Raw genomic sequence first — 23,471 nt, forward strand, 5'->3', positions numbered from 1 at the left:
GCCCGCGAGCGCATGTTGATGTAGGACGAGCAGGTGATGCTGCGGGGTCGAGGCCAGGAAATCCGCCGCGTGGTCCGCGTTATGGAGGATCTCTCCGAGCGTGGCGACGCGCGCATGGTCGTGGTCACGGGCGAGCCCGGCATCGGCAAGTCCGTGTTCCTCGCCGAGGTCGGGCGCCGCGCGGCGGAGCTGGGGTACGTGATCGGCAGCGGCAAGGCTGAGGAGCTCGATCAGATCGCGCCCGGTACGACCCTGCTGTCCACGCTGCAATCCGGCGCGCGCCCGTTGCTGTCGTCCGGCGATGTCGCGGCCCTGTTCGAGCTGCGGGAGCAGCGCTACTGGCTCGTCGAGCAGCTGGCCACGTTTCTGGAGGCACGCGCGGCCGCCTCCCCGCTGCTGCTGACGGTCGACGACGTGCAGTGGGTAGACCCGCTGAGCCGGTTCGGCCTGCGGATCCTGCCTGCCCGGCTGCGTGGCTCACCGGTGCTGTTCCTGCTGGCCAGCAGGGGAGGTGACGCGGGGCAGGAGATCGCCGCCGCCGCGGGCCGGGTCGTGCCGGTTCAGCAGATACGCTTCGGCCCGCTCGGCCCGCAGGACATCGAGCAGATCGTCCAGGACATCCTGGAGAGGCCGACCGATCAGCGGGAACGCGCCGTGCTGCAAGGCGCCGGCGGCAACCCGTTCCTGGTGGTCGAGATGCTGCGCGGCATCAAGGCCACGGGGGGTCTTCCGGCCGACGGCCCGCCGGCCCCGATCATGCTCGCCGTACGCGGCCGGCTACGCGCGCTGCCCGTCAGGACCCTGCGGTTCCTTCAGGTTGGCGCCGTCCTTGGCCGCCGGTTCACCCTCGCCGACGTCGCGGCGCTGCTGCGCACGTCAACTACCTCGCTGCTCGACGACCTAGCCGCGGGCATCGCCAGCGTACTGGTCGACGACGGCGAACGGATCGCGTTCCGGCACGATCTGGTCCGCCAAGCCGTCTACGCCGACATCCCGGCCTCGGCACGCAAGGCGCTGCACCGGGCGGCCGCGGCTCGCTTGATGGCTGCCGGGCGCGAACCGATCGACGCGGCACAGCACGTGCTGCTCGGCGCGGCCCCGGGTGACGCCGGCGCGGTGAGCCTGCTGCGCCAGGCGGCGTCCGATGTGCGCCAGATGATGACCGGGCTTGCCGCCGACCTGATGCTGCGAGCTCTGGACCTGACCAACCCTGCCGGTCCGACACACCCGCAGCTCGGCGTGGAGGCCATCCGGTTGTTGTCCGCGGCCCACCGTAGCCAGGAGGCGCTCGACCTTGGCGACCGGCTGCTGACCGCGCGCCCCAGCGCGGTCGAGCGCGGTCGCCTGATCGTGGATCTGGCGCGTCCATTGTGGAACTTGGGTCTGGTTGCCGAGCTGCACCGGCGGGTCGATCAGGCGCTGGAGGAGGGCGGGTCCTCGCCGCGGACGGCCGCCCGGCTGGCCGCGGTGCGGGCGCTGGCGCTGTCTCGAGGCGGCGATCTGGACTCGGCGCGGGTGGACGGCGAATCCGCGCTGCAAAAGGCCCGGCACGCCCAGGACCGCACGGCCGAGACCACCGCGGTGTGGGCACTCGGCGAGATCGCGTTGAACGCCGGATTCTGCCAGCAAGCCCTGGAGCATTTCGTCCGGCTGCGGACCCTCGATGCATCGTTCCGGACGGAGGAGATCCTGGCGCTGTTGCATCTGGACGCCTTCGAGACCGCCGAGCAGCGCCTGGCCGAGGCCCGCAGGGGCTTCGAACTCGGCGGATGGCAGCCCAAGATCGCCGCCCTGACGTGGGCTCACGGCCTGTACAACCTGGGGCTGGGCCGGCTCGATGACGCGGAGGCGCACTTCCGGTCAGTGACCGAGCTCGACACGGAACTGCAGGAACATTCCTACGACGTGGGCTGCCACCTCATGCTGACCTGGATCGCCGGCCTGCGTGGGGACGACACGGCGGCCCGGTCGTGGTTCGCGGCCGCCTCTTCGGACCTGGCCGTGCGTCCGACACCCGGTGACCGGGCGTTCGTCGGGTTCATGGAGGCCTGGCTGGCCGACCGTGACGGAGACGCCGACACTGCCGTGCGTGTGATGCGGCGGGAAGGCTTCACGGACAACCTGATGCGGTGGCGGATCCTTCGTGTCCGGGTCGCCCGGGCGGTACGCATCGCGCTGAACGCCGGCGACCGGGAATTGGCCCGGGCACTCGCCGAGCAGGCACAGGCGTATGCCGCGCGTAATCCCGGCGTCGTGACGGCCAGTGCGCTCGCGGCGCAGACCGCGGGGCTGGTGCACGGCAGCATCGATCTGCTCGGCCAAGCCGCCGAGGCGCTGCGCGAGGCACCGCGTCCGCTGGCCTACGCCGACGCGGTCGCGGACTACGGCCAGGCACTGTTGCGCCACCGCCGGCGGGCGGACGGGGTGACCCTGCTCAACCAAGCCCTGGATGCCTACGCCGGCATCGGCGCCCGGGCGGAACTCGCGCGGGTACAGCACATACTGCGGGCGGCGGGGGCCCGCCGCCAGGCCCGTCCACCGGAGCGGCCCGCACTGGGCTGGGGCGCGCTGACAGCGACGGAGCGGCGGGTGGCGCGGCTTATCGCCGAGGGCCACACCAACCGGTTGGCTGCCGCCGAGTTGTCGATCTCCCCGCATACCATCAACACGCATCTCGGCTCCGTGTTCCGCAAGCTCGGGGTGACGTCGCGGGTCCAGCTGGCCCGGGTGGTGCTCCGGGAGGAGACCGGTCGCCAGTCCGTGCGGGGAGGATGACGGTATCCCCGGCTGGCGTTGGGGACGAGCGTCACCGCGGACAGGGGAGTGCCGAGGACTCAGCTCACAGGCACCAGCCGCCACTGTTGGTTCGGATCGTCGGGCAAGGCCGTCCACTGCTGGATCACGGTCCCGTCGGCGGTGTCGCCGTCCCGCAGGTCCAGGGCCATCCCATTCGCCCGATTGACGATCAGCCGGTAGCCGGCTCCGACGTCCACGAATTGCCACTGTTGGTTGTAGTTGCCATTCCCGATGATGGTCCACTGCTGCATCTGGGTACCCAGGTCGCTGGAGCCGTCGGGGTTGTCTAGAGCCTTGCCGGTGCCGACGTTGACGATGTTGAAGAACCCGGACCCCGCGTCTACCAGCCGCCACCGCGCCGCCGGGCCGCCCGTGCCGATCGCCACGATCGGGGCGCCGTCCGCGGCTGAGCTCGACGACACACCGAACGACTTGCCGCAGACTCTGCTGGAGAACTGGAACTGCTGCGTCGTCCGGGCGCCGTTCGCTGCAATGGACGTGGGCCTATCCTTGCTCGGCCGGGCTGACGGGCCCGGCCCGGACGTGGCCAGAGGGGACTGCGGGCTCGATATACTCGGGGACGAAGCACTGTTGGGCGTGGGTGTCGCCTCCGTGGGCGGAGCCTGGGATCGGTCGGACATTGCGGTGGGCTCGACCTGCGGCGGCTCGGCAGCGGGCCCGGCCGCGGAATCCGTCGTCGGGTTCGGTAGCCCGGCGAACGCCACCGACGTCACCGACACCACGACGACGACGAGCATGGCGATGGCGATCCGGTTGGAGCCTGTTCTCGTCGCCCCTGACGTGCCTCGCTCCCAGAACCGTGCCCGGCTGAACCCGCGCCGCATGGCCGCGCGGAGGGAGATCAGCGGGTCCGCCGGGGCTCCGGAGACCGGCATGGCACTGTCCCGGCGGGACGCCGTGCCGTCTTCCTGTCCGTCGACGACCTCGTGCCGGGCGGCGTTCAGCCGGGTGGTGTCGGGTGGCTCGGTCGGAGACGTTTCGGCTTGACGGTGCCAGAACGTCGCCTGATCCCATCCCGCGTCGTCCCAATCCGCCGACGCGTTGTGGTCTCGATCATTGGGCATGCTCAGCCCCCGCTCGATCGGTAGCGCATGTCCATAAGACGTACGACCGGAGCGGGGAATTCAAGGGCTTCTGAAGCGATTCGGGCGCTGGTCGCGGACACCGGCCTGCAGACCGACGAGGTGTGGCTGGGGCTGGCCGATCGCGGGGTGCGGCTGCTTCGACTCTCGTACCGCAACCGCACCCCTCGCCCGACGAACACGTGCTCAAGCCGATCCGCCTTCCGACCTCAGCATGCGCGACCGTCGTTGACGCAATCGACGATCAACGCCATCAGGTCGTCCGCCATCACATTGTCGAAACCGGCATGGTCAGTCTCCGGTCTGTGGTGCTCCCCCGGGAACGCGTCGAGGGCGAAGGCCCGACCAGGTGGGACGGCGGAGTATGTGAGCGTGATAACGAGCTTCGGGATGGCACGTGTGCCGGCCGGGCATGCGCCGTTCTTGTCAGGGTAGGCGGTGTGGCTGCGGGTGTCGTTGCTGTTGAGATCCTTGCCGTTCCAACAACTCGGGAACTCGATGACGCGCTGCACGGCGCCGTCCGGGCACAGCGGGTACTTCATCGTGAACCGATCCTTGAACCCGGCGCACGTCCACTGGGCGAGAGCGTATTGCAGGTTGCTCGTGATGGCCTTCGCGTTCCCTTTCCACAGGCGCAGGAACCGCGGCATCGCCACGACCTTCGACTGGGCGTTTCCGAGAAACTCCATCCGCACGTCCGCAAGGGGGAGGATGCGGCCGATGTTGCCGTCCTTGCCGCCACCCACCTGTTCCGAGTCCGCGCCGACCTTGGTGATATCCCGAAGCACCGGCCAGAAGTACGACGACTGGTCGGCGAGCCGGCAAGATGTGGCCGTCGACGCGGCGAGACTCTGGTCGGTGGTGCGCCAGTCCACCGACTGGTTGCCGAGGTAGTCGTGCATGTGGTGCGCGCCGCTCTGTTTGCCCGGCACCACGATGAAGTTGTCGGGGTTGTAGAACCCGTTCTCGTTGCGACCGCAGTCGTGCCGGTAGCTGCCGGTCGACGCGTTCGGGCCGGCCGGTGGATTCTGCGTCCCCGGGGGCACGTCGAGGATGTTGATGTAGTCGCTCGCCGCCGGTGCGTCGTTGTGCTTGTGCGCCGCGTCCGCGGCCGCCGCCGTGTCCGGAAGACCGGACGCCGGAGGTCGGTCGTCCCGGAAGGCCCACCACAGACCGACCGTCGTCACCAGAGTGAGGACGACCACCCACACCACGGTGCGGCCGGACAGCGAGCGACCGCGTCGTGGCTCACCATGTTCCAGGGGCGCCTGGTACTCGCGCGGGCGGTCGTACCCGACCGGACTCTCGTCCCTAGTCGGATCTCCTCCACTCAAGGACCATTGGCGCCTCGGGGGTGCTTGGTAACTCATGTCGCATCACCTCTCTCGATGGGCTACGGGTAGTCGCCCGATGTGTCGTATCGACGGGCCGGCCTCTTGTCAGGGCACCGACGACGACGGTGACGGCCAGCATCAGCCAGATCGCAGCTGGGCGAATGCCGTCATCGCGTTCCAGTCCCGTCGTCGTCAATCCGGCCGCGCGCGGCGGCGTCGGGAGTTCCTCGTACCGGACCAGGCCGCTGCCCTCCAGGTACGCCATATGCCGCAGCACCACGCTGTTGGCGGTCGCGGAGAATGTGCGGATCACGTCGTTGCGCGTACCGGCGCGGATCTCCGCGCTCGCAAACAGCAATTCGCCGTCCGCCACACGGAGCTGCTTGACGAAGGTCCGGTCGAAGTCCGCACCGGTGGCGGCGTCGAGCTTGGTCAGCGCTTTCTGCTGTTCGGCGTTCGGCCGGGCGGGCAGCGGCACGTTCAGTCGCTTGGCGGCGGACAGGACCTCCCGGTTGAGTTCCCTCGCCTCGTCGGTGATCAGGTTGCCGGTCTCCTTGACGTGTGCGCTGGCCGCGCGCTGCTGCGCGAGGATGCCCGCGAGTTGCTTCCAGAGGACGGCCTGGCTGAGGCATACAAGGAACTCACGGTCGGCCGCACCGAGCCCGCCTTCGGTGGTCAGCTCGACGCCGTCAAGCGCATCCAGGCTGGGCCGGCAGCCGGATCCGCCACCGGCCTTGACCGTTGGCGGTGCCGTGTGGCTTACCATCCCGGTGCCGTCCAGGTAATCGAGATGACGTGCCACGTAGGCGTCGGCGGTGGTCGCGAAGGCACGTACCGCGTCGTTGCGGGTGCTCGCCCGCACCGCGGCGATCATCGGGAACACCCGCTCGTTCGCGGCACGAAGCCGCCCGACGAATACTCGATCAAACTCCTCGTCACGCGCGGCCGCCAGCTCGTGGAGGGAGTCCTGCTCCTCGGCGGGCGCCGCGGCGGGTAACTCCACGCCGACCTGGGCGGCGACGACGCGGACAAGGCGGTCCAGATCGCCGTGCTCGGTGGCGAGTTTCTCGCCGATCTGCCGCACCTGTTCGTCGCCTCCCCTGTCGCGCGCGGTGACGCCGGCCGGATGCGCCAGCAGACTCAGCAGGCGGACCTGGACCAGCAGGTCTCGGTCGGCCGTGCTGAGGTCGTCCGGCGCGGCCAGGGTCGGCCTGGCGAGGGGAATGGCCCAGGCCGCGGCGGCGACGAGACTGGCCACCGCCTTGACGAGGTGGAGGTGCTTCATCGCCATGCCTCCGGGGGGAGATGCCGTAGTGGCCTAAGCCCGGAAGATTTCGTTGCCCTCGACTCTGATCGCCACCGCAGGCAACGCGCCGACCGCCGGGCCGTTGCGTACCGCGCCGTCGGCCAGATCGAACTTGCTGCCGTGGCAGCTGCAATTGATCGTGCCGTCCTTGACATCGGCCAGCGTGCAACCGTAATGGGTGCAGCTCGCGGTGAAGCCTTTGATCTCGCCCTTGGTGGGCTGGGTGAGCACGACCTCCGCCTCAGCGAGCACCACGCCACCGCCCACCGGAACGTCGGCCACCTTGGCGAGCGGGGCACCATCCTGGGCCGCCGCCTTCGCCGGTTCGGCGTCCGTTGCCGGATGGGTGTGCTGGTTTGCCGGCTCTTCACCGCCTCCGCACGCGGCTACCGTGGTTGAGACGCCCACCGCGCCAGCACCCATGAGAATTGTCCGCCGGTTGACACCGCCCATTGGGCGACCTCCTCGTTGTCGTTGTGCCAAGGTGTGCTTGGCTGAATGCACCCGGATCGCACCGGACCGCCGAAAACGCGAACCGTATGCCTGCACACTACGAACGGGACGAATGGCTGGTTCAATCCGCAAACAATCGATTTTTGCAACCATGCCTCGTCATGGGACCACCGGCTACGAATCCCAGATCGGACCGAATGCAGGGATACCGAGTCGTTCGATTCCAGATACGACCTGCCACGTTACCTTCGAGCTCGCGATGCAGATGACCGCCTCCGCGTCGGTACGTTTCAGGGCTTCGTACGCCAGGGCGAACACGTCGGGTCGTCCCAGTTCGTCGGTGTTCCAGATCGTGGCGTCCGGCTGGACGGCGAGGATCTCGTTGACGAGTTCGTCGCCGTACGTCTTCCGTGGATTTTTCGTTACCCACACCAGGTGCCCCGGCACGTTGTTGGCCATGAGATGCGCCAACATGGGGCCGATACCACTGCCGGTGGCAACGAAGACAACTCGTTTGAAAAGGTGCCGGACGTTGGCCATGCCCGCGGTTGGAACTCCCCGCACCCATACGTGGGACGGTGGATTAGCGATGAACGCTGACGTCCAGTCGCCGGCACGCGAAATGGCCATGCGGTAGCCCAGCGGCCTGCTGCGCGGCGCCGGGATGTTGGCGAATGTGTGCCAGCCCCACAGCGGATGCAGGCTGATCGGCCTGACCGATCCCACGAACGGTTTCACCCCGTGGTCGTCGAACCGAACGACGGCGACATGCGATGACGGTCGCTGCACCGTGATGGGTACCCGGCGCAGCCGTAGCCACGGCAGTGTGGTCGACAGCGTGCTTGCCAGCATCAGCCAGATCGAGGGTGAGGTCACCACGGCATCGACCACCGAATGCTCTCTCGGCTGGGCGGTCACCACCAGGATCGTGTTGATCCAGGCGAGTACGAGGACCGTCCAGCCACCGAGCCGATGGGTCAACTCGAATCTGTCGTGAGACTTTGTTCTTGCCGACGGGCGAGCGCAAATGACCATCACCAGCAGGAGCAGCACCAGGGCGTACGACGTCACCAGACTCGCGGGGATCGCGGGACTGCGCAGCGCCTCCCTGGTGTGCGATGCGACGAAGAGCAAATACCACACCGTGCCCGAAACAGACATTCCGACGTGGAGCCCGCCGAAGTGGTACACCTTGGCGAGCGCCCACCGTAGTCTCAACGGCCAGTTCGTCGGCGCCAGGGTGGCGAGCCGGCACACGAAATTGACGACGTGCTGCTGCCGTACGATGACCGCGCACGCCAGGTTGGCCTGCGCAAGGGTGAGCAGTGTCGTCGAGTCCGACCACGCCGCGTTCCTCGTCACGAGCCACAAGGCTCCCGCATTGATCAGAATAACGCCGATAACCAGCCGGTTGTAATGCATGAAGCGTGGCTGTCGCAGGGTTCTCCGGGCAGCAGCGGTGATGCTGTCCGGCGCACGGTAGGCAAGTTCGTTCGGTGTGGGAACGGCAGTGGTGTAACGAATCGGACGGATCGGCTCATCTATGGAGACGGACACTGCCCTGGCTCCCGTCAATCTAGACACCGCTGTTTTCTCCGAAGGTGGATGCGCTTCACCGCCGTGCGTCCCCGGGCGGAGATGGTCGACCCACCACAACGGATGGCGTTGAAGAGCGGTTCAAACGAAGGTGGAACAGACTCTTCGTACCCTGCTGGTAGGTGTCCCGGTCCATGGCGGGGCACACTTGGGGTGCCGCCGGTTGAACCAAGGCACGGTTGTTCTCCGTTATAGCTTCCATGCGATCCAGGCAGGTGAGCGTCGCCCTGCACCATGTGCTGCTTCGCGTCGCCGGATGGGCACCGGACGAGATCGTCTGCACGGCTCGGGAGTGGCTCGCGCAGGGCCGGGCGACCGAAGTCGCCCGAACGGTGGTGTTCTTGGCCTTGGCCGGGCGCATACCGATGACACCGGTCGACCTCGATGTGCTCGAGGCGGTCCTGCGTGACGATGCGGCCAACCACGATCTACTGGCCGATCTTGACGTCCTCACGGCGGCGGAGCCGTGGTGGTACGCGATGTCGCCCGTATACCTGAAGCGCCACGGCGAGGAACCAGAGGATGTCCCGCACAGCCTTGACCTGACCACGGATCCGGCTGACGTCCACCAGTTGGGTGCGGTGGACGCGGCCGCCGTCGCAGCGGTGACCGGCATCGAGGTGGACGGCAGGGTTGAAGGGCTGTGGCGGGCCTGGCGATTTCCGGTGGCGCCGTCCCCTTGGCCGCCGCCGCGGAGGCTCTATCTCGTGCAGGCCGCCGATCCGGAACCGCTTCCGATGCTTACCGCTGCGCTGCAGCGGGCGCTTGCCCTGGCCGGCGAGGCCGTGCCCCAAGTGGAGGCGTTCACAGATGCCGACGACCTGCCCCCGTATCAGCGGATGGCGTTGGCCCATTCCGCGTTGCTCTGGACGACCCGGCCGACCAAACCCATCCGGATCGCCGAGCTCTTCGATCCCGTGGACGAGGTCGGCGGTCCGGGTTTCGCCGCCGACCGGCCCAGGCTCGACGGTCGGGAGCGCGGTGACGTGTTGGCGTATCTGGAGGCGGCAAGCGCGGTCCTGACGACCACGGCGCTCATGGACGACGTCGTAGACGGGCGGCGCCGCGGCGTGGTGCCGATGAGCATTCGCACCGACGGAGAGTGGATCTGGACCGACGCGGTCTCATACTACCTGCGCAACTATGGGCTGGCTCCCGACTCCGAGCTGCTGCAGCACATCCGCACCCGCCGGTACGACTTTCCGGAAGCGGACGCCGTGGCGGTCCACCGCGCCTTGGCGGCGCTGCAGGCGCAGGCGCCGGGTGGGAACCCATGATGAGTCCCTGGCGCTTCCGCCTGGGTGCCAAACGCGTGATCGTCGACGAGGTCGGCCGGGCGTTGCTGCTTCGCACCGCCGGCGAACCGGCCACCGCGTTGACCGCCATGACCAGCGCCCTGCCACCGGAGCCTGGGCGGATCGCCGTCGTCACGGCGCCGTCGGTCACGGTGCGGTCCGACTACCTGCAGCTCGTCGGGCAGATCATCCATACCTTGATGCAAGGCGACGACGTCGGCGTGCGGCTCGTCCCTCTGGGACACGCTGCGGCTCTGTCCGCTGTCGAACCGCATTTGCGCGCCCTGTCCGATGGCCTCGGCCGCGAGGTGGTTGCCCCTCTCGGATCGCTGACCGTCGCCATGGACGGCACGGTCGCCGTAGCGGCGCCCAGCTACACAGGCGGCGGTTGGGTGAGCTACGCCCCCGGTGAACCGCCGCACTACGAGCCGGCCTGGTTTCCCCAACCGGCCTGGGCGGAAGACCTGGCGCCGGAAACAGCCGGCGTCAGCGCATGTGGCGCGGCGGCCACCTACCCCGTGCCGGCCGGATACTGGATTCTGCCGCGCGGCGTTACGCCGGGGCGGGCGGGCACAGCCTCCAGCATTTCACCCGATCCCACCATGGCAACGGTGTTTCTCGGCGGCTTCGGAGAGCTGCCACTCGCATTGGACGACGTGATCTTGTCCTTGGCCGCATTGCCGTTGCCGGACCGATATCGGCTGGTGCTGTTACCAGGAGCGTTGAGGACCAGAGAGGACGCCGCCTACCTGCGCGAGTATTGGGATCCGCCGGCGCAGATCATCGCCGCGGTGCCCGTCTGGTCGGAGGGCAGCACATGGAGTTTGGCCTTCGTCGGGGCCACCGGGGGCCTGACCGGGCGGCCACCCCTCGGCGATGCTCGTGCCGGTTTGCGACGAGGCCTGCGCGGTGTCGAGGATGCCCTGCCGGCCTTGCTTGCGCCTGGGCAGCGGGACCCCGATCGGTTGCGCACGGGCGTGCAAACGGCAGCCGGATGGTCGTTTGTCACCGAATCGGAGCCGGTGGGTGTGGTGCCGACGCCGGCGGGCTTCGTGGTCGAGGTGAACATGGACGCCACCGGATTCCGGGTGTGCGGCGATTCGGTCACGCCGGGCACGCTGGCGGACCTGATCGCTGCGGTGTGCCCGCCACGCCGCCGCACTGTGGTGGTCGTCGCGCACGGCACGCCACCAGCTGGCCACGTCGCCGACTCGTTGTTCGGCGCCCTCGCGAGCGTTCTCAGCAGAGCGGTCATCGCCGCCGACTCCGACGTTTCGATGTCCCGAACCGGGTTGATGTACACCTCGGGACAGTTCTGCTCCTGGCACGGCCGGCCCACACTACCGGGAGCCGAACCGCATGTCCGCCGGTCGGTAACGCTTGGCGACACCCTCCCGCCGCTGCCGCCCCCGGTTCCCTCAGTGCCGGGCCAGTCCGCGCTCACTGCGCGACATGCCCCTCCAGAGCAGGTGGACGTTCCGCCCCCGGTCGTCATGACGGCGGCGAAGCGGGCGGTGACAACGCCTGCCGAGCCGCAGTGGGCAACCGAGAGATCCTGCGATACGCAGGACCGGCTGCGTCTACGGCAGGTGCTCGACGGCAAGTACGAGGCGCACGCCCGTATGGTCGTGCGTCAGCTGTTCAGGGACCAGGGAGCGCAGGATGCACGGCCTTCCGCCGCCACGTTGAGCGGACTGGTCGCCGTGCGGGCGTACTGCACCACCGAACGCGACACCATCAACGGCGAGCTGCGAGGTGCCGGGCCGGTGCGGGGTGAGGCGGCGTCGACGCTGATCGCTGAGTGTGCCATGTACGGTCTGCGGCAGCTGCCTATCGTGTCCGGCCCGGTCTTCGCGACCTGCCCGACCCCGATCCCCATGACGGCGTACGAGACCGGAGCCGAGCTCGTCGAACCCGCATTCGTCGATGTCGGACTGTCGCCCAACCACGGGCCCGGCGACGGCGTCGACTACCACATCTGGTCCCTCAGCGCCCGCAAGCTAGGTTCGATCGCTCCGGATGGGCGAACTACCGCGGTGTTCGCCGCCGGAAGCCGTTTCCTGGTGCTCGGTGTCGCGGAGGGTCCGGAGCGTCCGCGGGTCATGCTGCTCGAGCTTGACGCGCCCGCTGGCCCTCGCGAGGACGTGCCCGGCGCCGGCCCGCCGACCGAGGCCATTGTGGAGGTGTTGCGTCACGGCCGACTCCCGGCCGGCAGAGAATCCGGGCCGGGTCCGGGACCGCTGGCTTTCCCAGTCGGCCTGGACGACTCCGGGCAGCCGTACCGGCGTCGCGACCACAGGCGCCGCGCGGCGGGGGTGCCGGCCATCGAGCTTCGACGGCAAGCCCTGGGAGGAACGGTGAGCGCTGCGGCGCTGACGCCGGCCGGGGATGAGCTGCCGTCGAGTCGTCGGGTGGGTGTGGGTCGCGCGCCTGCCGGGTTGGTACCGGCAGGGCCGGCGGAGGCGGAGACCGGTGGGGTTGTGGTGGTGTCGGCGGTCGGCGTGCGGGCCGAGGTCCGGGTCGCCGCGCCCGCCCGGACGCGGTGGCTCGACCCTTGGACGCTGGAGCCGGGCGCGGTGCTGCCGGCAGTACTCGGTGAGGACGGGCAGCGGCGGCTTTTTCTCGACCTGGCGACCGTGCCCGGTGTGCTGACCGTGACCGGAGCTCCGGCGCTGTGCCGCCGGTATGCGCTGGGGATCGCCAAGACGATGTCCGGTTGCGGCTGTCAAGTGACCGTGGTCGGTGATGCCTTCGACACCGTGGTTCCGCCGGGTTGGCATCGACGACCGGACTTTCCGGAGATCGATGCCGCGGACGCGGGCTCCGGCATCGTCATCACGGAAGGGTTGCGAGGGGGCAGTTTTCATCGTGCGCGCAGCTTGTCCCGTCGTACCGGTGGCCGATACGTCGCCGTGGTGATCGGCGAAGTCCTGCGCTCGCCATGGTCGGTAAGCATCCTCGGGACTGCCTCGTGATTGCCCGCAATGGACGAGGCTATTGCAAACGTAACGGTGACGCAGAGCGAGGAGAGTCTTGTGGAGAGCCAGTCCCCCGAATTTCATCTGGTACTGGCGACGCTCGGCTTCGTGTCCTTGGGGCTGCTGTGGCTGGGCGTCGTGACGGGGTTCCTGCTTCACGGCTCGTGGCGGCCGCCGTTTCTCAGCGCGCTCCACGCAATCCACCGGGCGACCGCGGGCCTGGGACTGAGTCTCGGTGCCGTGCATGGCATCGGGCAACTGGCGCTGCCGGGCGGTTCCATCACGATGACCGAGCTCGTCGTGCCGTTCACCGACTCGGATAATCGCATTGGCACCGGGGTCGCCGTCGTCGGGTCAGAAGTCCTCGCCGCCGTTGGGCTATCCGTCATCATCCAGCGGCGGTTGGGGCCCGCGCGCTGGCGCGCGCTACACCTTTTCTCGTACGCCGCGTTCATGCTCATTGTGGCGCATGTGCTCATCTCGGGCACGGATGTCACGCCCGTCTGGGTATGGCTCCCGATACTTGGCGGGTGGCTCGTGACCGTGGCCTTGTGGCTGGCGACGGTGTCGCGGCTGAGCAAGCCGCGGCCAGGCCCGTCGCCCCGGATATGGTCGGTGGCCGAGAGCCTGCCCGAGCGCGGCGACAGCCCGGACGTATCCGTGTCGATCACGCTCGCCGGCCGGCCGGCCCTGCAGAGTGCTGCACCACCTGAGATCGATGTGCCCCGGCACGGCGACATCGGCGCCGTGCCGGGGGTACGGCGACGACCACCCACATCGCGCGGTGATCGTTGAGGGGCAACGCCTTCCCGGATCTGGCACCCAGATCGCGATCGGATGGCAACCGCATGGGTTGGGGTCCGCCGATCCGGCCGCCTTGGCTTGGGTTGGCCGGACCGGCGGAAGACTGGCTACTTCACCGAACCCGCCAGGACGCCCTGCACGAAGTACCGCTGGAAGGCGAAGAACACGATCAGCGGCAGGAGCATGGACAGGAACGCGCCGGGTGCGATCACGTCGATGTTGGAGGAGAAGGTGCCCATCTGCTCCTGCAGAACGTAGGTGATGGGCTTGCTGGACGCCCCGGCGAAGACCTTGGCGACCAGCAGGTCGTTCCAGACGAACAGGAACTGGAAGATGGTCAGCGAGGCGATCGCGGGCCAGCCGATCGGCAGCACCACCCGGGTAAAGATCATGAACTCGGTGCCGCCGTCCATGCGGGCCGCCTCGAGCAGGTCGCGTGGGATGCCGATGAAGAAGTTGCGGAGCAGGAAGATGGCGAACGGGAGCCCGAACGCGACGTGGAACACGACCACGCCGGCGAGCGTGCCGAAGATGCCGAGCGCGCCGAACAGCTTCGCGTCCGGGATGATCGCCATCTGGATCGGTACCACGATGAGCGCGACGACCACGGCGAAGAGCGCGTCGCGGCCGCGGATGTCCAGCCACGCCAGGGCGTAGGCGGCCAATGCCCCGATCACCACTACCAGGACGGTGGACGGCACGGTGATGAGCACGCTGTTCCACAGCCCGCCGATCATGTCACCGTTGTCCAGGAGCTTGGCGTAGTTGGCCAGGGTCAGCTCGCTGGGCTTTGTGAGGACGTGCCACCAGCCGGTGGCGGCGCTGGCCGAGGCCGGACGCAGGCTGGCCACCAGCAGGCCGGTTGTGGGCAGCAGCCAGATCAGCGCCGTGACAACGACGATGGCGTACATCAGGCCGCTGCCGAGTCGTGTGACGATCCGGGAGACCACACCGCGTCGCGGCGGGCCGGTCACGGCGGTGCCGGCCGGCTCGATCGTCGGCACCCTGGCTGTGGATACGAAGCTCATCGGTCCCTGTCTCCTCGCAGCCGGCGGACGTTGTACAGCATGGCGGGCAGCACGAGCACGAAGAGCAGCACGGCCAGTGCGCTGCCAAGGCCGGTGTTCTGGCGCGCGAAGGCGGTCTGGTACATCTGCAGCGCCACGACATTGGCGCGGTCCTGGGTCACCGGGTCCGGCGCCAGGATGTACACCAGGTCGAAGATCTTCAGCACGTTGATGACCAGCGTGACCAGCACGACCACCAGCACCGGGCGGACCAGTGGGATGGTCACCCGCCGGAACACCTGCCACTCGGTGGCGCCGTCGACCCGGGCGGCCTCCAGCGCGTCCCGCGGGATGGCCGCCAGGCCCGCCGAGATCAGTACCATCGCGAAGCCGGCCCAGATCCAGATGTAGGCGGCGATGATCGCGGGCGTCACAACGCTGCCGCCCAGCCAGGTGACCCCGTTGAACGGGGGCGCGAAGTTCGACGCGGCCAGCCGGATCGTGTACCCGTCACCGAGCAGCTGGGGAAACACGAAGCGCCCCGCCGGATCGGTCCGGGTCGTGGCGACCACCTTGCCGTCGCGTACCGCCTCGACGACCATGCCGGGCAGGCCCTTCTCGGCCGCGTCGACCACACCGGGCCGGCCACCGCCGCCGGGACTGAAGTCGAGCCAGACCACGCCCCGCAGGCCGGTCCCGTCGACGTCAGGCGCCGCGTTGACCGCCTCGGCCGGGACCCGGTCGGGCGGGAGGCCGACCATCGGCAGCAGGACCGGTGCGGTCGCGGCAGCCGGCTTCGCGGTCTGCACGGCACCGTCCACGGTCACCAGCCCGGCTTCCTCGCGTGGACTCGTCCCGTAGTACTTCGACGGCGGCTTGAACACGTCGTGGACCGACACGATCGCGGCGTTGAGCGCGCCGCGGTCCTTGTCCGCCTCGTACACCAGGGTGAACGTGACGCCGGCCGCGAGGAACGAGATGGCCATCGGCATGAACAGCACGGTCTTGAAGGCGGTAGCCAGCCGGATCCGCTCGCTGAGCACGGCGAACATCAGCCCGAGCGCGGTGACCGTCGTCGGGGCCACGACGACCCAGATCACGTTGTTGATGATGGCCCGGCGGGTCGCCGGCCCGGTGAACATCTCGACGTAGTTGTCCACGCCGACGAAGCGGGTGCTGTCGGCGTTGAAGAAGCTGTACCAGACCGTGGCGACGATCGGGTACGCCACGACGGCGGCCAGGATGACCAGCGCCGGGCCGAGGAAGAGCGCCGTGATCAGGCCGGGGATCTCCCACCGGCGCCCTCCCCGCCCCCGCTGCCGGGCCTTGCCGTCCGGCGCGTCCGGCCAGCGGGCAAGGACGCCACCCTGGACCGGTACCGTGTTGCTCGCTGCCGGTGCGGCCTTGAATGCGCCTGCCGGCTCGGACGCGCGCGCCATTAGTTGCTCCCGAAGTCCTTCTTGGCGGCGTCTTCGAGCCTGCCCGCCAAGGCGTTCACATCCATTGCCGGGTTGCCCAGGAACTCCTGGAGCAGTTTCCATTCGTCGGCGTTCGTGCCGCCGCCGAAGGACGCGGGGGCCAGGTCCGACATGTCGAACTTGATCACGTCGGCGGTGACGACCAGTTTGGCCAGTCCGCGCACCGTATCATCCGGATACGCCGACGGATCGACGGTCTTGTTCGGGGTGATGAACCCGCCGCCCCTGGCGAAGATCTCGGCCGACTCATTCGAGGCGAGGTACGCCATGAGCGCCATCGTCGCCTTGTCATCCTTGAGCGCCACCGCCTGGTCACCACCGACCACCACGGACGGCTTGGCGCCCTTGATCGACGGGAACGGCAGGTACTTGGCCGTGTCGCCCACCTTGTACTTGCCCGCTTTGGTGATCTCCGAGCCGACGAAGTCGCCCTCGCACAGGATCGCCGCCTTCGGCTTCTCGCCGAACACCTCGGCGACGGACTGCGAGAAGTCGATCTTCAGTGCGCCGGCGTTGCCGCCGTCGATCATCCGCGGCGTCGACCACAGCTGCCCGATGATCTTCAGGGTCTCCACCACCGTCGGGTCGGTCCACGGGATCTGGTGCTTGGACAGCTTGTCGTAGTTGTCCGGGCCGCCGACCTGGATGTAGACGTTCTCGAAGACGTCGGTCAACGTCCAGGCCGACCCGCCGGGCACCGCGAACGGCGTGATGCCGGCGTCGGCGAGCGTCTTGGCCGCGGCGACGAACTCCTCCCAGGTCTTCGGCTCCTTCACGCCGGCCGTGGCGAACGCGTCGGTGCGGTACCAGCAGATCGACTTCTCGGCGGCCTTGAGGTAGAACCCGTACACCTTCCCGTCGACCGTGCCGAGGTCCTTCCAAGCGGGACTGTAGTTCTTCGTAACGGCGTCGAGCGCCTCGCCACTCAGCGGTTTGAGGTTGCCCTTCTTCGCCAGTTCGGCGACGGTGCCGGGCTGCGGGACCAGCGCGATCGACGGCGGCGTGCCGCCGGAGATCTTCTGGTTGAGAAACGACGCGACGTCATCGCCGGCGGAGGTGTAGACGGTCTTGACGCCGGTCTTCTTCTCGAAGTTCTCGAGCACCTTCTTGAAGTTGGCCTGCTCCACGCCCGACCACTTCGCCACGACCTCCACGGTGCCACTCAGGCCCGGTGTGGTGGACGTTTCGGATGCGGCGCCCCCGCAGCCGGCGGCGGCAACCGCGACCGTGGCCAGCGCTGCGGAGAGCTGTGCCATGCGTGCCATGAAAGGTCCCTTCTTGCGAGTGTGCCTTGTCAATCCGGAACCCTCGCCTGGGCCCGGCGAGGGGGTCGGCGGTGGATCGCGCCGCGGGTCGCGCGGATCAAAGGATCGACCGACCGGTGTCCAAGTCGAATACGTGCAGGCGAGCGGTGTCGACGGCGACCTCGACCACGTCGCCTTCGCGGACACGAGAACGTGGGCTGAACCTGGCGACGAGCTCCGTCAGTGGCCCGGTGGCCTCGACTGGATCGAGGCCGGCGTCGCGGGCGAGCTCACGGGTGTCGTCGGTGACGACGCCGGGCACTGCGAGTCGGAGATGCACAAGCAGTTCGGAACCGAGCGCCTCCACCAGATCGACGCTGGCGTAGAGCGCCGCCCCGCCGGCCGGTACGAGGAGTGCATCCTGCATGTCCTCCGGCCGAATACCTACGGCGACCGGGCGGTCGAAGTACGCCCGCACGCCCGGCCGGACCTCGAACAACGCGGGATCGACCCGCAGGCGCAGGTCGCCGATCACGAGCTTCACCTTCCCCGCCGACATCGTGAAGACGCCGGTGACCAGATTCATCGCGGGCGAGCCGATGAAGCCGGCGACGAACATGTTGGCGGGCCGGTCGTAGAGTTCCTGGGGAGTGGCCACCTGCTGGAGCACCCCCTGCTTCATGACCGCCACACGGTCGCCGAGCGTCATGGCCTCGGTCTGATCGTGCGTGACATAGATGGTCGTCACGCCAAGCCGCCGGGTCGTGCGCCCGATCTCGGCGCGCATCTGCACCCGCAGCTTGGCGTCCAAGTTGGACAGCGGCTCGTCCATCAGGAACGCCTGCGGCTCACGGACGATCGCCCGCCCCATCGCGACCCGCTGACGCTGCCCGCCAGACAGCGCCCGCGGCCGGCGACGCAGGTGGTCCCGCAATCCCAGCGCCGCTCCGGTCGCGGCGACCCGGCGCTCGATCTCGGCGCCGGGCACCTTGCGCAGCTTCAGGCCGAAGGCGATGTTGTCGTACACGTTCAGGTGCGGGTACAGGGCGTAACTCTGGAACACCATCGCGATGTCGCGGTCGCGGGCCGGCACCCGGTTGACCACACGGCCGCCGATACTGACGAGGCCCTCGCTGATGTCCTCCAGCCCGGCGACCATGCGCAACGCCGTGGTCTTGCCACAACCGGACGGACCGACGAGCACGAGAAACTCCCCGTCGGCGATGTCCAGGCTCAGCCCGTCAACGGCCCGCGTCCCGTCGGCGTACACCTTGCTCACCTCATCGAGCCTGACCTCCGCCACGGACCACTCCCGATCTGCTGGGTTCGTCTGGGTTCGTCCGACGGCCGCCGCGCGTTCACAGATAGGCTGCGGTCGACCGTCGAATGCAATTGGTGTGGCGAGTGTTGTCGCCTTAACAAGGCGGTGACCAGACCGCGTAACGATCCGCAACAGAAACGACGTCTTCCTCACAAGATCGCCATCTGGAGCCGGGGAAAGACTCGCCGTTGATGTCCGTTTCGCCGTGATTGCTACGGCTCTGGTTCCTATACGGAGGTAAACGGCACCCTCCGCCGTTCTGGCGGCGCATTCATCTTTGCAACATCTGGGCCGACGTCGAAATCAGTGAGCGGAGATTTACCGAATCGTGACTGTCTTCCGGCGCATTTCCTGGCACGGTAGACGCCAACCCGTCGCGAACGGCCGATCGTCGGCACCCGCTCGTCCGCGACCACCAGTCACCGGTTACGCCCCCGCCCCTCGGGCCATCCAGCACGTTCCCGCACGCTCCCGCACACCGTTGCCCCACCCATCTGCTCCGCCACCGTCGATGAAGCCGGGTGTGCCTGCCGCCAGCCAACAGGGTCGAGAGGAGTACGCCGTGGCGCCACCGCCAGCCGACCAACGGCGACCGGCCGCCGGATACGCCGTAGGCAGCTCCGGTGTCTCCGCCGGATCGGACTCCTCGGGCATCGCGCCGCTGACGGGCTACACGGTGGCGCTGGCGACGGAGCAGCGGCGGCCGGCGCTCGCCGCCCCGCTGGAGGCGGCCGGCGCAAAGGTGGTCCCCGTGCAGGCCCTGCGGGTCGTCGCCCAACCGGACGAGGACGAGCTGCGCACGGCCACCGAGCAGTGCCTGGCCGCGCCGATCGAGGACCTCATCATCACCTCACCGTTCGGGTTCCGATCGTGGCTCGCGTCGGCGCAGCGGTGGCACCTCGCCGACCCGCTCACTGCCGAATTCAGCCGCGCCCGGCTGCTGGCCCGTGACGGGGCCGCGGCCGACAGCCTGCGCGAACTCGGCCTGCGCGAGATCTGGTCGACCGCGGCCGCCTCGACCGAGGAGCTGCTGCGGTACCTGCTCGCGCACCCGATCGCGGGCCGGCGCATCGTCGTGCAGGTCGATACGCCGTCGTTGCGGGACGTGTGCCGGGCGCTGCGCCAGCAGGGCGCCGACGTGGTGGAAGTGCCGACCTACCGCACGTTCCCGCCGAGCCACGGCGAGCAGCTGCGACGGCTGGCCGACCAGGTCATCCGCCGGCAGATCGACGCGATCGCACTGACCAGCCCGGAGGCGACCGAGAACCTGCTCGACCAGGCCGAGCGCGACCAGCGCCTGCCCGAACTGCTCAACGCTCTGTGCGACCAGGTGACCGCCGTCTGCCTCGGCCCGCTCACCGCGGCGGCGCTGGTCGCCCAGGGAGTGCGACCCCTGGTCGGGCCGGTCGGCTACACCGACGACTTCATCACGACACTGATCGCCGTGCTGCCGGCCAAAGCCGTACGTATGGCGCTGGGACCGCACCGGGTGGAGATCCGGGGCCAGGCGGTGATCATCGACAACCGGCTGATCCCGGTCCAGCCGGTCCCGATCGCGGTGCTGCGGACCCTGGCCCGCAGCCCGGGCCGTGTGATGTCGTGCGCCGACATCCGCCACAACATGCCGACCGGCGCAGCCGTCGACGACCACGCCATCGAGATGGCCATATCCCGGCTACGCCGCACCCTCAACGGCACGCAACTGATTCACACGGTCATACGCCGCGGCTACCGGCTCGCGTCCTGACCGACCCGCGGATGCCCGTCGTCGTCCGGGTAGCGGACGCCGTGCGGTAACGCTTCGAGTGGAGCAGCTGCCGCGCCACCCGGCGGTCGCTACTGCGCGCGGTGGCCGCTGCGGACGAGCTGCATACGGGACGCGAGGTCGAGCTTCCGTAGCACCCGCGACACGTGGGTCTGCGCGGTACGCCGCGACATGTACAGCTCGGCGGCGATCTCCGGATTCGACAGGCCGTCGGCGACGAGGGCCGCGACGCGCTGCTCGGTGGGGGTGAGCGCATCCCAACCGCTGGCCGACCGACGGTGGAGACTGCGAGGACCGCGGCGCACGCCATGTGCCCGCAGGCGGGCATCGGCACGACGAAGATCCCAGCTGGCCCCGAGCGACGCATACCCTCGGGCGGCCTCGTTCAGCGCCTCCCGCGCCGGCAGCGGCTGCCCGGCCGCGGCGAGCCGGACAGCCGCCTCCTCGCGGGCCCCGGCCGCGAACAGCAGCCAACCGCGCTGCGCGGCGGCGTCAGCCGTCCGCTGGATCGCGGGAACATCGTCGTCAAGCAGCGCCCGGCACAGCTGGGCGACGATGACCTGGCGCGGCAGAGCCACCGGGGCGGCGGCGTCCGCGTCAGCGCGGTCCGCGGCCGCCCGGGCGGCGCCTTCGTCCCCGGCGGCCAGCGCCACGCGCACCAGGTCGGGCAGCCACATGTACCGTTCCTTGGCGTCGAAGCGCATCTGCGGGTCGAGCCACACCGCCAGCTCGGCAACGGCGGCCGGCAGCTCCCCGTCGGCCTCGGCCCGGATGGCCCGGGCGGCGACGAGGTACCCACTGAGGATGCGCACGTCCCCGGCGGTGATCGGCAGCTCCGCGACCGCGGCCACGTGCCCACGCACCTGTGCCCAGTCCTCCCGATGCCCGGCGATCAGCGCCGCGACCCCGTGCCGCACCATCGTCACACCGGGCTGCTGCGCCGGTGGCATGGCGTCGAGATACGCCAGCGCCTCGTCCCAGTCGCCGAAGTCGAATGAGCCCATGGCCGCGGCCGCCTCCAACCGGCCGATCCGGCCTGCGCCGACCCGGCCGGCCACAATGAGGCTCTCGTGGACGGCGGCACGGAACTCCTCCGGCCGGCCGAAGTTGTTCAGGGCGGCCAGCTTGTTGTTCAGCAGCAGCAGCCGCAGGTCGTTGGACTCGGCGTCCCAGCCCAGGCCGGTCAGCGCGTCCTCGAGATGGGCCAGCGCCTCCTCCAGCCCGCTGCCGTGGGCAAGCACCAGGCGGCTGTACGCCACCGCCACCCGGTCGGCCAGGGCAGTGCTCTCGGCGAGCGCCCGCACCGCGGCGGCCCGCCCCTCGTGGTGACGGCCCTCTTTGGTCAGCACCCCCGCCGCCCGGGAGCGGATCCGGGTGCGCCACAGCGCCGGCAGCCGCGGGTCGTCCACGGCCGCGGCGGCGATGTCCAGGGCGTGGGTCGTGCGCCCCAGCCGGCTGGCCGCCCGCACCCGGTACAGCAACATCCGTCCCCGCACTTCCGGGTCGTCGGATGCGGCAGCGTCGGCCGCGGCCGCCTCGGCCTGCTCGTCCCGCCCGATCGCGAAGGACACGACGGCCAGCCGCACGCCGAGCGACACCAGCCACCCGGCGGCAGCCGGGCTGCGCAGCGCCCGCGTGAGCAGGTCCACGGCCGGTTCGGGCGCCGCGAGCAACGCCGCCTCCGGCAGCTGGGCCAGCCACTGGGCTGCCCACCGGTCCAAGATGCCGCCGCCGGCGAGCAGGTGCCGGGCGACGACGTCGACGTCCGCGCCGGTACGGGCCAGCACCCCGGCGAACTGGGCGTGCAGGCCCGCCCGCAGCGGCGGCGCCAGCTGCTCCTCGAGCGCGCTGCGCACGAGCTCATGCCGGAACGCCAGGTGATCGCCGACGGCGACGAGGGTGCCATCGCGCAGGGCCTCGTCCAGCATGTCGACCAGATCGGTGGGGCGGCGTTCGAGTACGGCTGCGAGCTGCGGTACAGCGAACCGCGCGCCGAGCAGCGCAGCGGAGCGCAGCACCTCCCGTGTCGACGGGCTGAGCCGGCTCAGCCGCCGGTTGATCGCGGCCGTCAGCGAGCCGGGCCGGCCCCCCGGCGCCGCGGGGTTCCAGCCGGCCACCAGCTCCTGGACGTACAGCGGGTTGCCGCCGGCGTCGTCGAGCCCGGCCGCGAGTGCCGGGTCGGGCTCGTGTCCGATCAGGTGGGTGGCCAGGATGGTGACGCTGTCGGCGTCGAGCGGCTCCGGCCGCACCACGGAGGCGGCCGTGGCCTCGACGAGGCCGCGCAGCCGCTCCAGCTGCGGGGGCTGCGCGTACGGGCGGCATGTGCCGACCAGCAGCAGCGGCATCTGGTCGACGGTCTCGGCCAGGCGCTCCCACAACACCGCGGTGCACGGGTCGGCCCAGTGCAGGTCCTCGAACATCAGCATCATCGGCCCGGCCGCGCAGCGCCGGTCGACGAACTCGAGGGTGCGCTCCACCGCCGCCAGGCCGGCGTCGAAGACGCGGTCGTCGCCGCCGTTGAGCAGCTCGGCGATCTCCTTGTACGGCCGGTCCGCGGAGCCGTCCGCGATGTCGAGGGCCTGCACGAGCGGCCGCAGCGGGAACGGCTGGAGCAGCTCTTGGGCGACCGCGCGCACCACCGCGGCGCCGGCCTCGGCGACGTCGGCGGCGAGGCGGTCGCACAGTGCCGTCTTGCCGATGCCGGCCTCGCCCTCGATCCACAGCACCCCGCCCTGGCCGCCGGCCAGGTTCCGGGCGCGTGAGCGGAGCACCGCGAGCTCCCGCTCACGGCCGACGATTCGCTGCGATCCCACGACGTCCACGTGAATCAGGGTAGTCGCGGTCAAAACCGCCGTCAGGTTGCTGACGTCTCGTGCGTCCACGCCTCGAACACTGTGTGTCATGACTATGACCGTGCGATTTCAGCGTGCTCGGGCCGAACACTAAACTCGACGTTTCCCCGGTCGGCCGAGTGGCGATCCCACCACCGCT

Annotated in this window: 15 protein-coding genes; 5 read left to right on the forward strand and 10 right to left on the reverse strand. The window is 69.5% G+C overall.

Annotation, left to right across the window (positions count from 1 at the left end; all coding sequences use genetic code 11):
* The first annotated feature begins 36 nt into the window (after positions 1 to 36).
* Entirely contained in the window at positions 37 to 2,775 is a 2,739-nt protein-coding gene (locus tag ACGFI8_RS30020; RefSeq protein ID WP_392810004.1) for an ATP-binding protein, read from the forward strand.
* A 59-nt stretch (positions 2,776 to 2,834) separates the two neighbouring features.
* On the opposite strand, the gene ACGFI8_RS30025 is transcribed toward ACGFI8_RS30020, so the two are convergent.
* The 5 genes from ACGFI8_RS30025 to ACGFI8_RS30045 form a co-directional block, all read right to left on the reverse strand.
* A complete protein-coding gene (locus tag ACGFI8_RS30025; RefSeq protein ID WP_392810005.1) occupies positions 2,835 to 3,881 on the reverse strand; it encodes an RICIN domain-containing protein in 1,047 nt (348 codons plus the stop codon).
* A 227-nt stretch (positions 3,882 to 4,108) separates the two neighbouring features.
* Entirely contained in the window at positions 4,109 to 5,104 is a 996-nt protein-coding gene (locus ACGFI8_RS30030; protein WP_392810006.1) for a DUF1996 domain-containing protein, read from the reverse strand.
* 106 nt (positions 5,105 to 5,210) lie between these two features.
* Positions 5,211 to 6,524: a DUF4142 domain-containing protein gene (locus ACGFI8_RS30035; RefSeq protein ID WP_392810007.1), complete on the reverse strand. Its 1,314-nt coding sequence runs from the start codon at positions 6,522 to 6,524 to the stop codon at positions 5,211 to 5,213.
* 27 nt (positions 6,525 to 6,551) lie between these two features.
* Entirely contained in the window at positions 6,552 to 6,992 is a 441-nt protein-coding gene (locus ACGFI8_RS30040) for a Rieske (2Fe-2S) protein (RefSeq protein ID WP_392810008.1), read from the reverse strand.
* 174 nt (positions 6,993 to 7,166) lie between these two features.
* Entirely contained in the window at positions 7,167 to 8,549 is a 1,383-nt protein-coding gene (locus tag ACGFI8_RS30045; RefSeq protein ID WP_392810009.1) for a hypothetical protein, read from the reverse strand.
* Positions 8,550 to 8,803: 254 nt separating this feature from the next.
* Here ACGFI8_RS30045 and ACGFI8_RS30050 point away from each other — a divergent pair, with 254 nt between their 5' ends.
* The 3 genes from ACGFI8_RS30050 to ACGFI8_RS30060 are packed head-to-tail and all read left to right on the forward strand — an operon-like array spanning position 8,804 to position 13,656.
* Positions 8,804 to 9,865, forward strand: a complete 1,062-nt coding sequence (locus ACGFI8_RS30050; protein ID WP_392810010.1) for a hypothetical protein — start codon at positions 8,804 to 8,806, stop codon at positions 9,863 to 9,865.
* A gap of 35 nt (positions 9,866 to 9,900) precedes the next feature.
* Positions 9,901 to 12,858 carry a hypothetical protein gene (locus tag ACGFI8_RS30055; protein WP_392810012.1) on the forward strand — a complete coding sequence of 986 codons (2,958 nt, stop codon included), beginning with the start codon at positions 9,901 to 9,903 and terminating at the stop codon, positions 12,856 to 12,858.
* A gap of 9 nt (positions 12,859 to 12,867) precedes the next feature.
* Complete coding sequence (locus ACGFI8_RS30060) at positions 12,868 to 13,656, forward strand: hypothetical protein (protein WP_392810013.1); 789 nt, start codon at positions 12,868 to 12,870, stop codon at positions 13,654 to 13,656.
* A gap of 116 nt (positions 13,657 to 13,772) precedes the next feature.
* Here ACGFI8_RS30060 and ACGFI8_RS30065 read toward each other — a convergent pair whose 3' ends face one another.
* The 4 genes from ACGFI8_RS30065 to ACGFI8_RS30080 form a co-directional block, all read right to left on the reverse strand.
* The gene (locus ACGFI8_RS30065) at positions 13,773 to 14,693 is read right to left on the reverse strand and encodes a carbohydrate ABC transporter permease (protein ID WP_392810015.1); all 921 of its coding nucleotides are present in this window, start codon (positions 14,691 to 14,693) and stop codon (positions 13,773 to 13,775) included.
* Positions 14,690 to 16,111, reverse strand: coding sequence for an ABC transporter permease subunit (locus tag ACGFI8_RS30070; RefSeq protein ID WP_392810017.1), 1,422 nt, complete (start codon positions 16,109 to 16,111; stop codon positions 14,690 to 14,692). Before ACGFI8_RS30070 ends, ACGFI8_RS30065 begins: the two co-directional genes overlap by 4 nt.
* The gene (locus tag ACGFI8_RS30075; protein ID WP_392810019.1) at positions 16,111 to 17,415 is read right to left on the reverse strand and encodes an ABC transporter substrate-binding protein; all 1,305 of its coding nucleotides are present in this window, start codon (positions 17,413 to 17,415) and stop codon (positions 16,111 to 16,113) included. The genes ACGFI8_RS30070 and ACGFI8_RS30075 overlap by 1 nt, the downstream gene beginning before the upstream one ends.
* Before the next feature lie 97 nt (positions 17,416 to 17,512).
* Positions 17,513 to 18,868 carry an ABC transporter ATP-binding protein gene (locus ACGFI8_RS30080; RefSeq protein ID WP_392810021.1) on the reverse strand — a complete coding sequence of 452 codons (1,356 nt, stop codon included), beginning with the start codon at positions 18,866 to 18,868 and terminating at the stop codon, positions 17,513 to 17,515.
* 409 nt (positions 18,869 to 19,277) lie between these two features.
* Between ACGFI8_RS30080 and ACGFI8_RS30085 the strand changes: the two genes are divergently transcribed.
* On the forward strand, positions 19,278 to 20,462 hold the full coding sequence (locus ACGFI8_RS30085; RefSeq protein ID WP_392810022.1) for a uroporphyrinogen-III synthase: 1,185 nt from the start codon (positions 19,278 to 19,280) through the stop codon (positions 20,460 to 20,462).
* A gap of 89 nt (positions 20,463 to 20,551) precedes the next feature.
* Here ACGFI8_RS30085 and ACGFI8_RS30090 read toward each other — a convergent pair whose 3' ends face one another.
* Positions 20,552 to 23,302: an ATP-binding protein gene (locus tag ACGFI8_RS30090; protein ID WP_392810024.1), complete on the reverse strand. Its 2,751-nt coding sequence runs from the start codon at positions 23,300 to 23,302 to the stop codon at positions 20,552 to 20,554.
* Positions 23,303 to 23,471: the final 169 nt, after the last annotated feature.

It is taken from the genome of Dactylosporangium sp. NPDC048998, from assembly GCF_043197855.1.
Classification (GTDB): domain Bacteria; phylum Actinomycetota; class Actinomycetes; order Mycobacteriales; family Micromonosporaceae; genus Dactylosporangium.

Bases quoted from the DNA above. Each gene is read 5' to 3' on its own strand.
- ACGFI8_RS30020 (WP_392810004.1), top strand. From the start codon at position 37: ATGCTGCGGGGTCGAGGCCAGGAAATCCGCCGCGTGGTCCGCGTTATG.
- ACGFI8_RS30025 (WP_392810005.1), bottom strand. From the start codon at position 3,881: ATGCCCAATGATCGAGACCACAACGCGTCGGCGGATTGGGACGACGCG.
- ACGFI8_RS30035 (WP_392810007.1), bottom strand. From the start codon at position 6,524: ATGGCGATGAAGCACCTCCACCTCGTCAAGGCGGTGGCCAGTCTCGTC.
- ACGFI8_RS30040 (WP_392810008.1), bottom strand. From the start codon at position 6,992: ATGGGCGGTGTCAACCGGCGGACAATTCTCATGGGTGCTGGCGCGGTG.
- ACGFI8_RS30060 (WP_392810013.1), top strand. From the start codon at position 12,868: ATGGACGAGGCTATTGCAAACGTAACGGTGACGCAGAGCGAGGAGAGT.
- ACGFI8_RS30065 (WP_392810015.1), bottom strand. From the start codon at position 14,693: ATGAGCTTCGTATCCACAGCCAGGGTGCCGACGATCGAGCCGGCCGGC.
- ACGFI8_RS30070 (WP_392810017.1), bottom strand. From the start codon at position 16,111: ATGGCGCGCGCGTCCGAGCCGGCAGGCGCATTCAAGGCCGCACCGGCA.
- ACGFI8_RS30075 (WP_392810019.1), bottom strand. From the start codon at position 17,415: ATGGCACGCATGGCACAGCTCTCCGCAGCGCTGGCCACGGTCGCGGTT.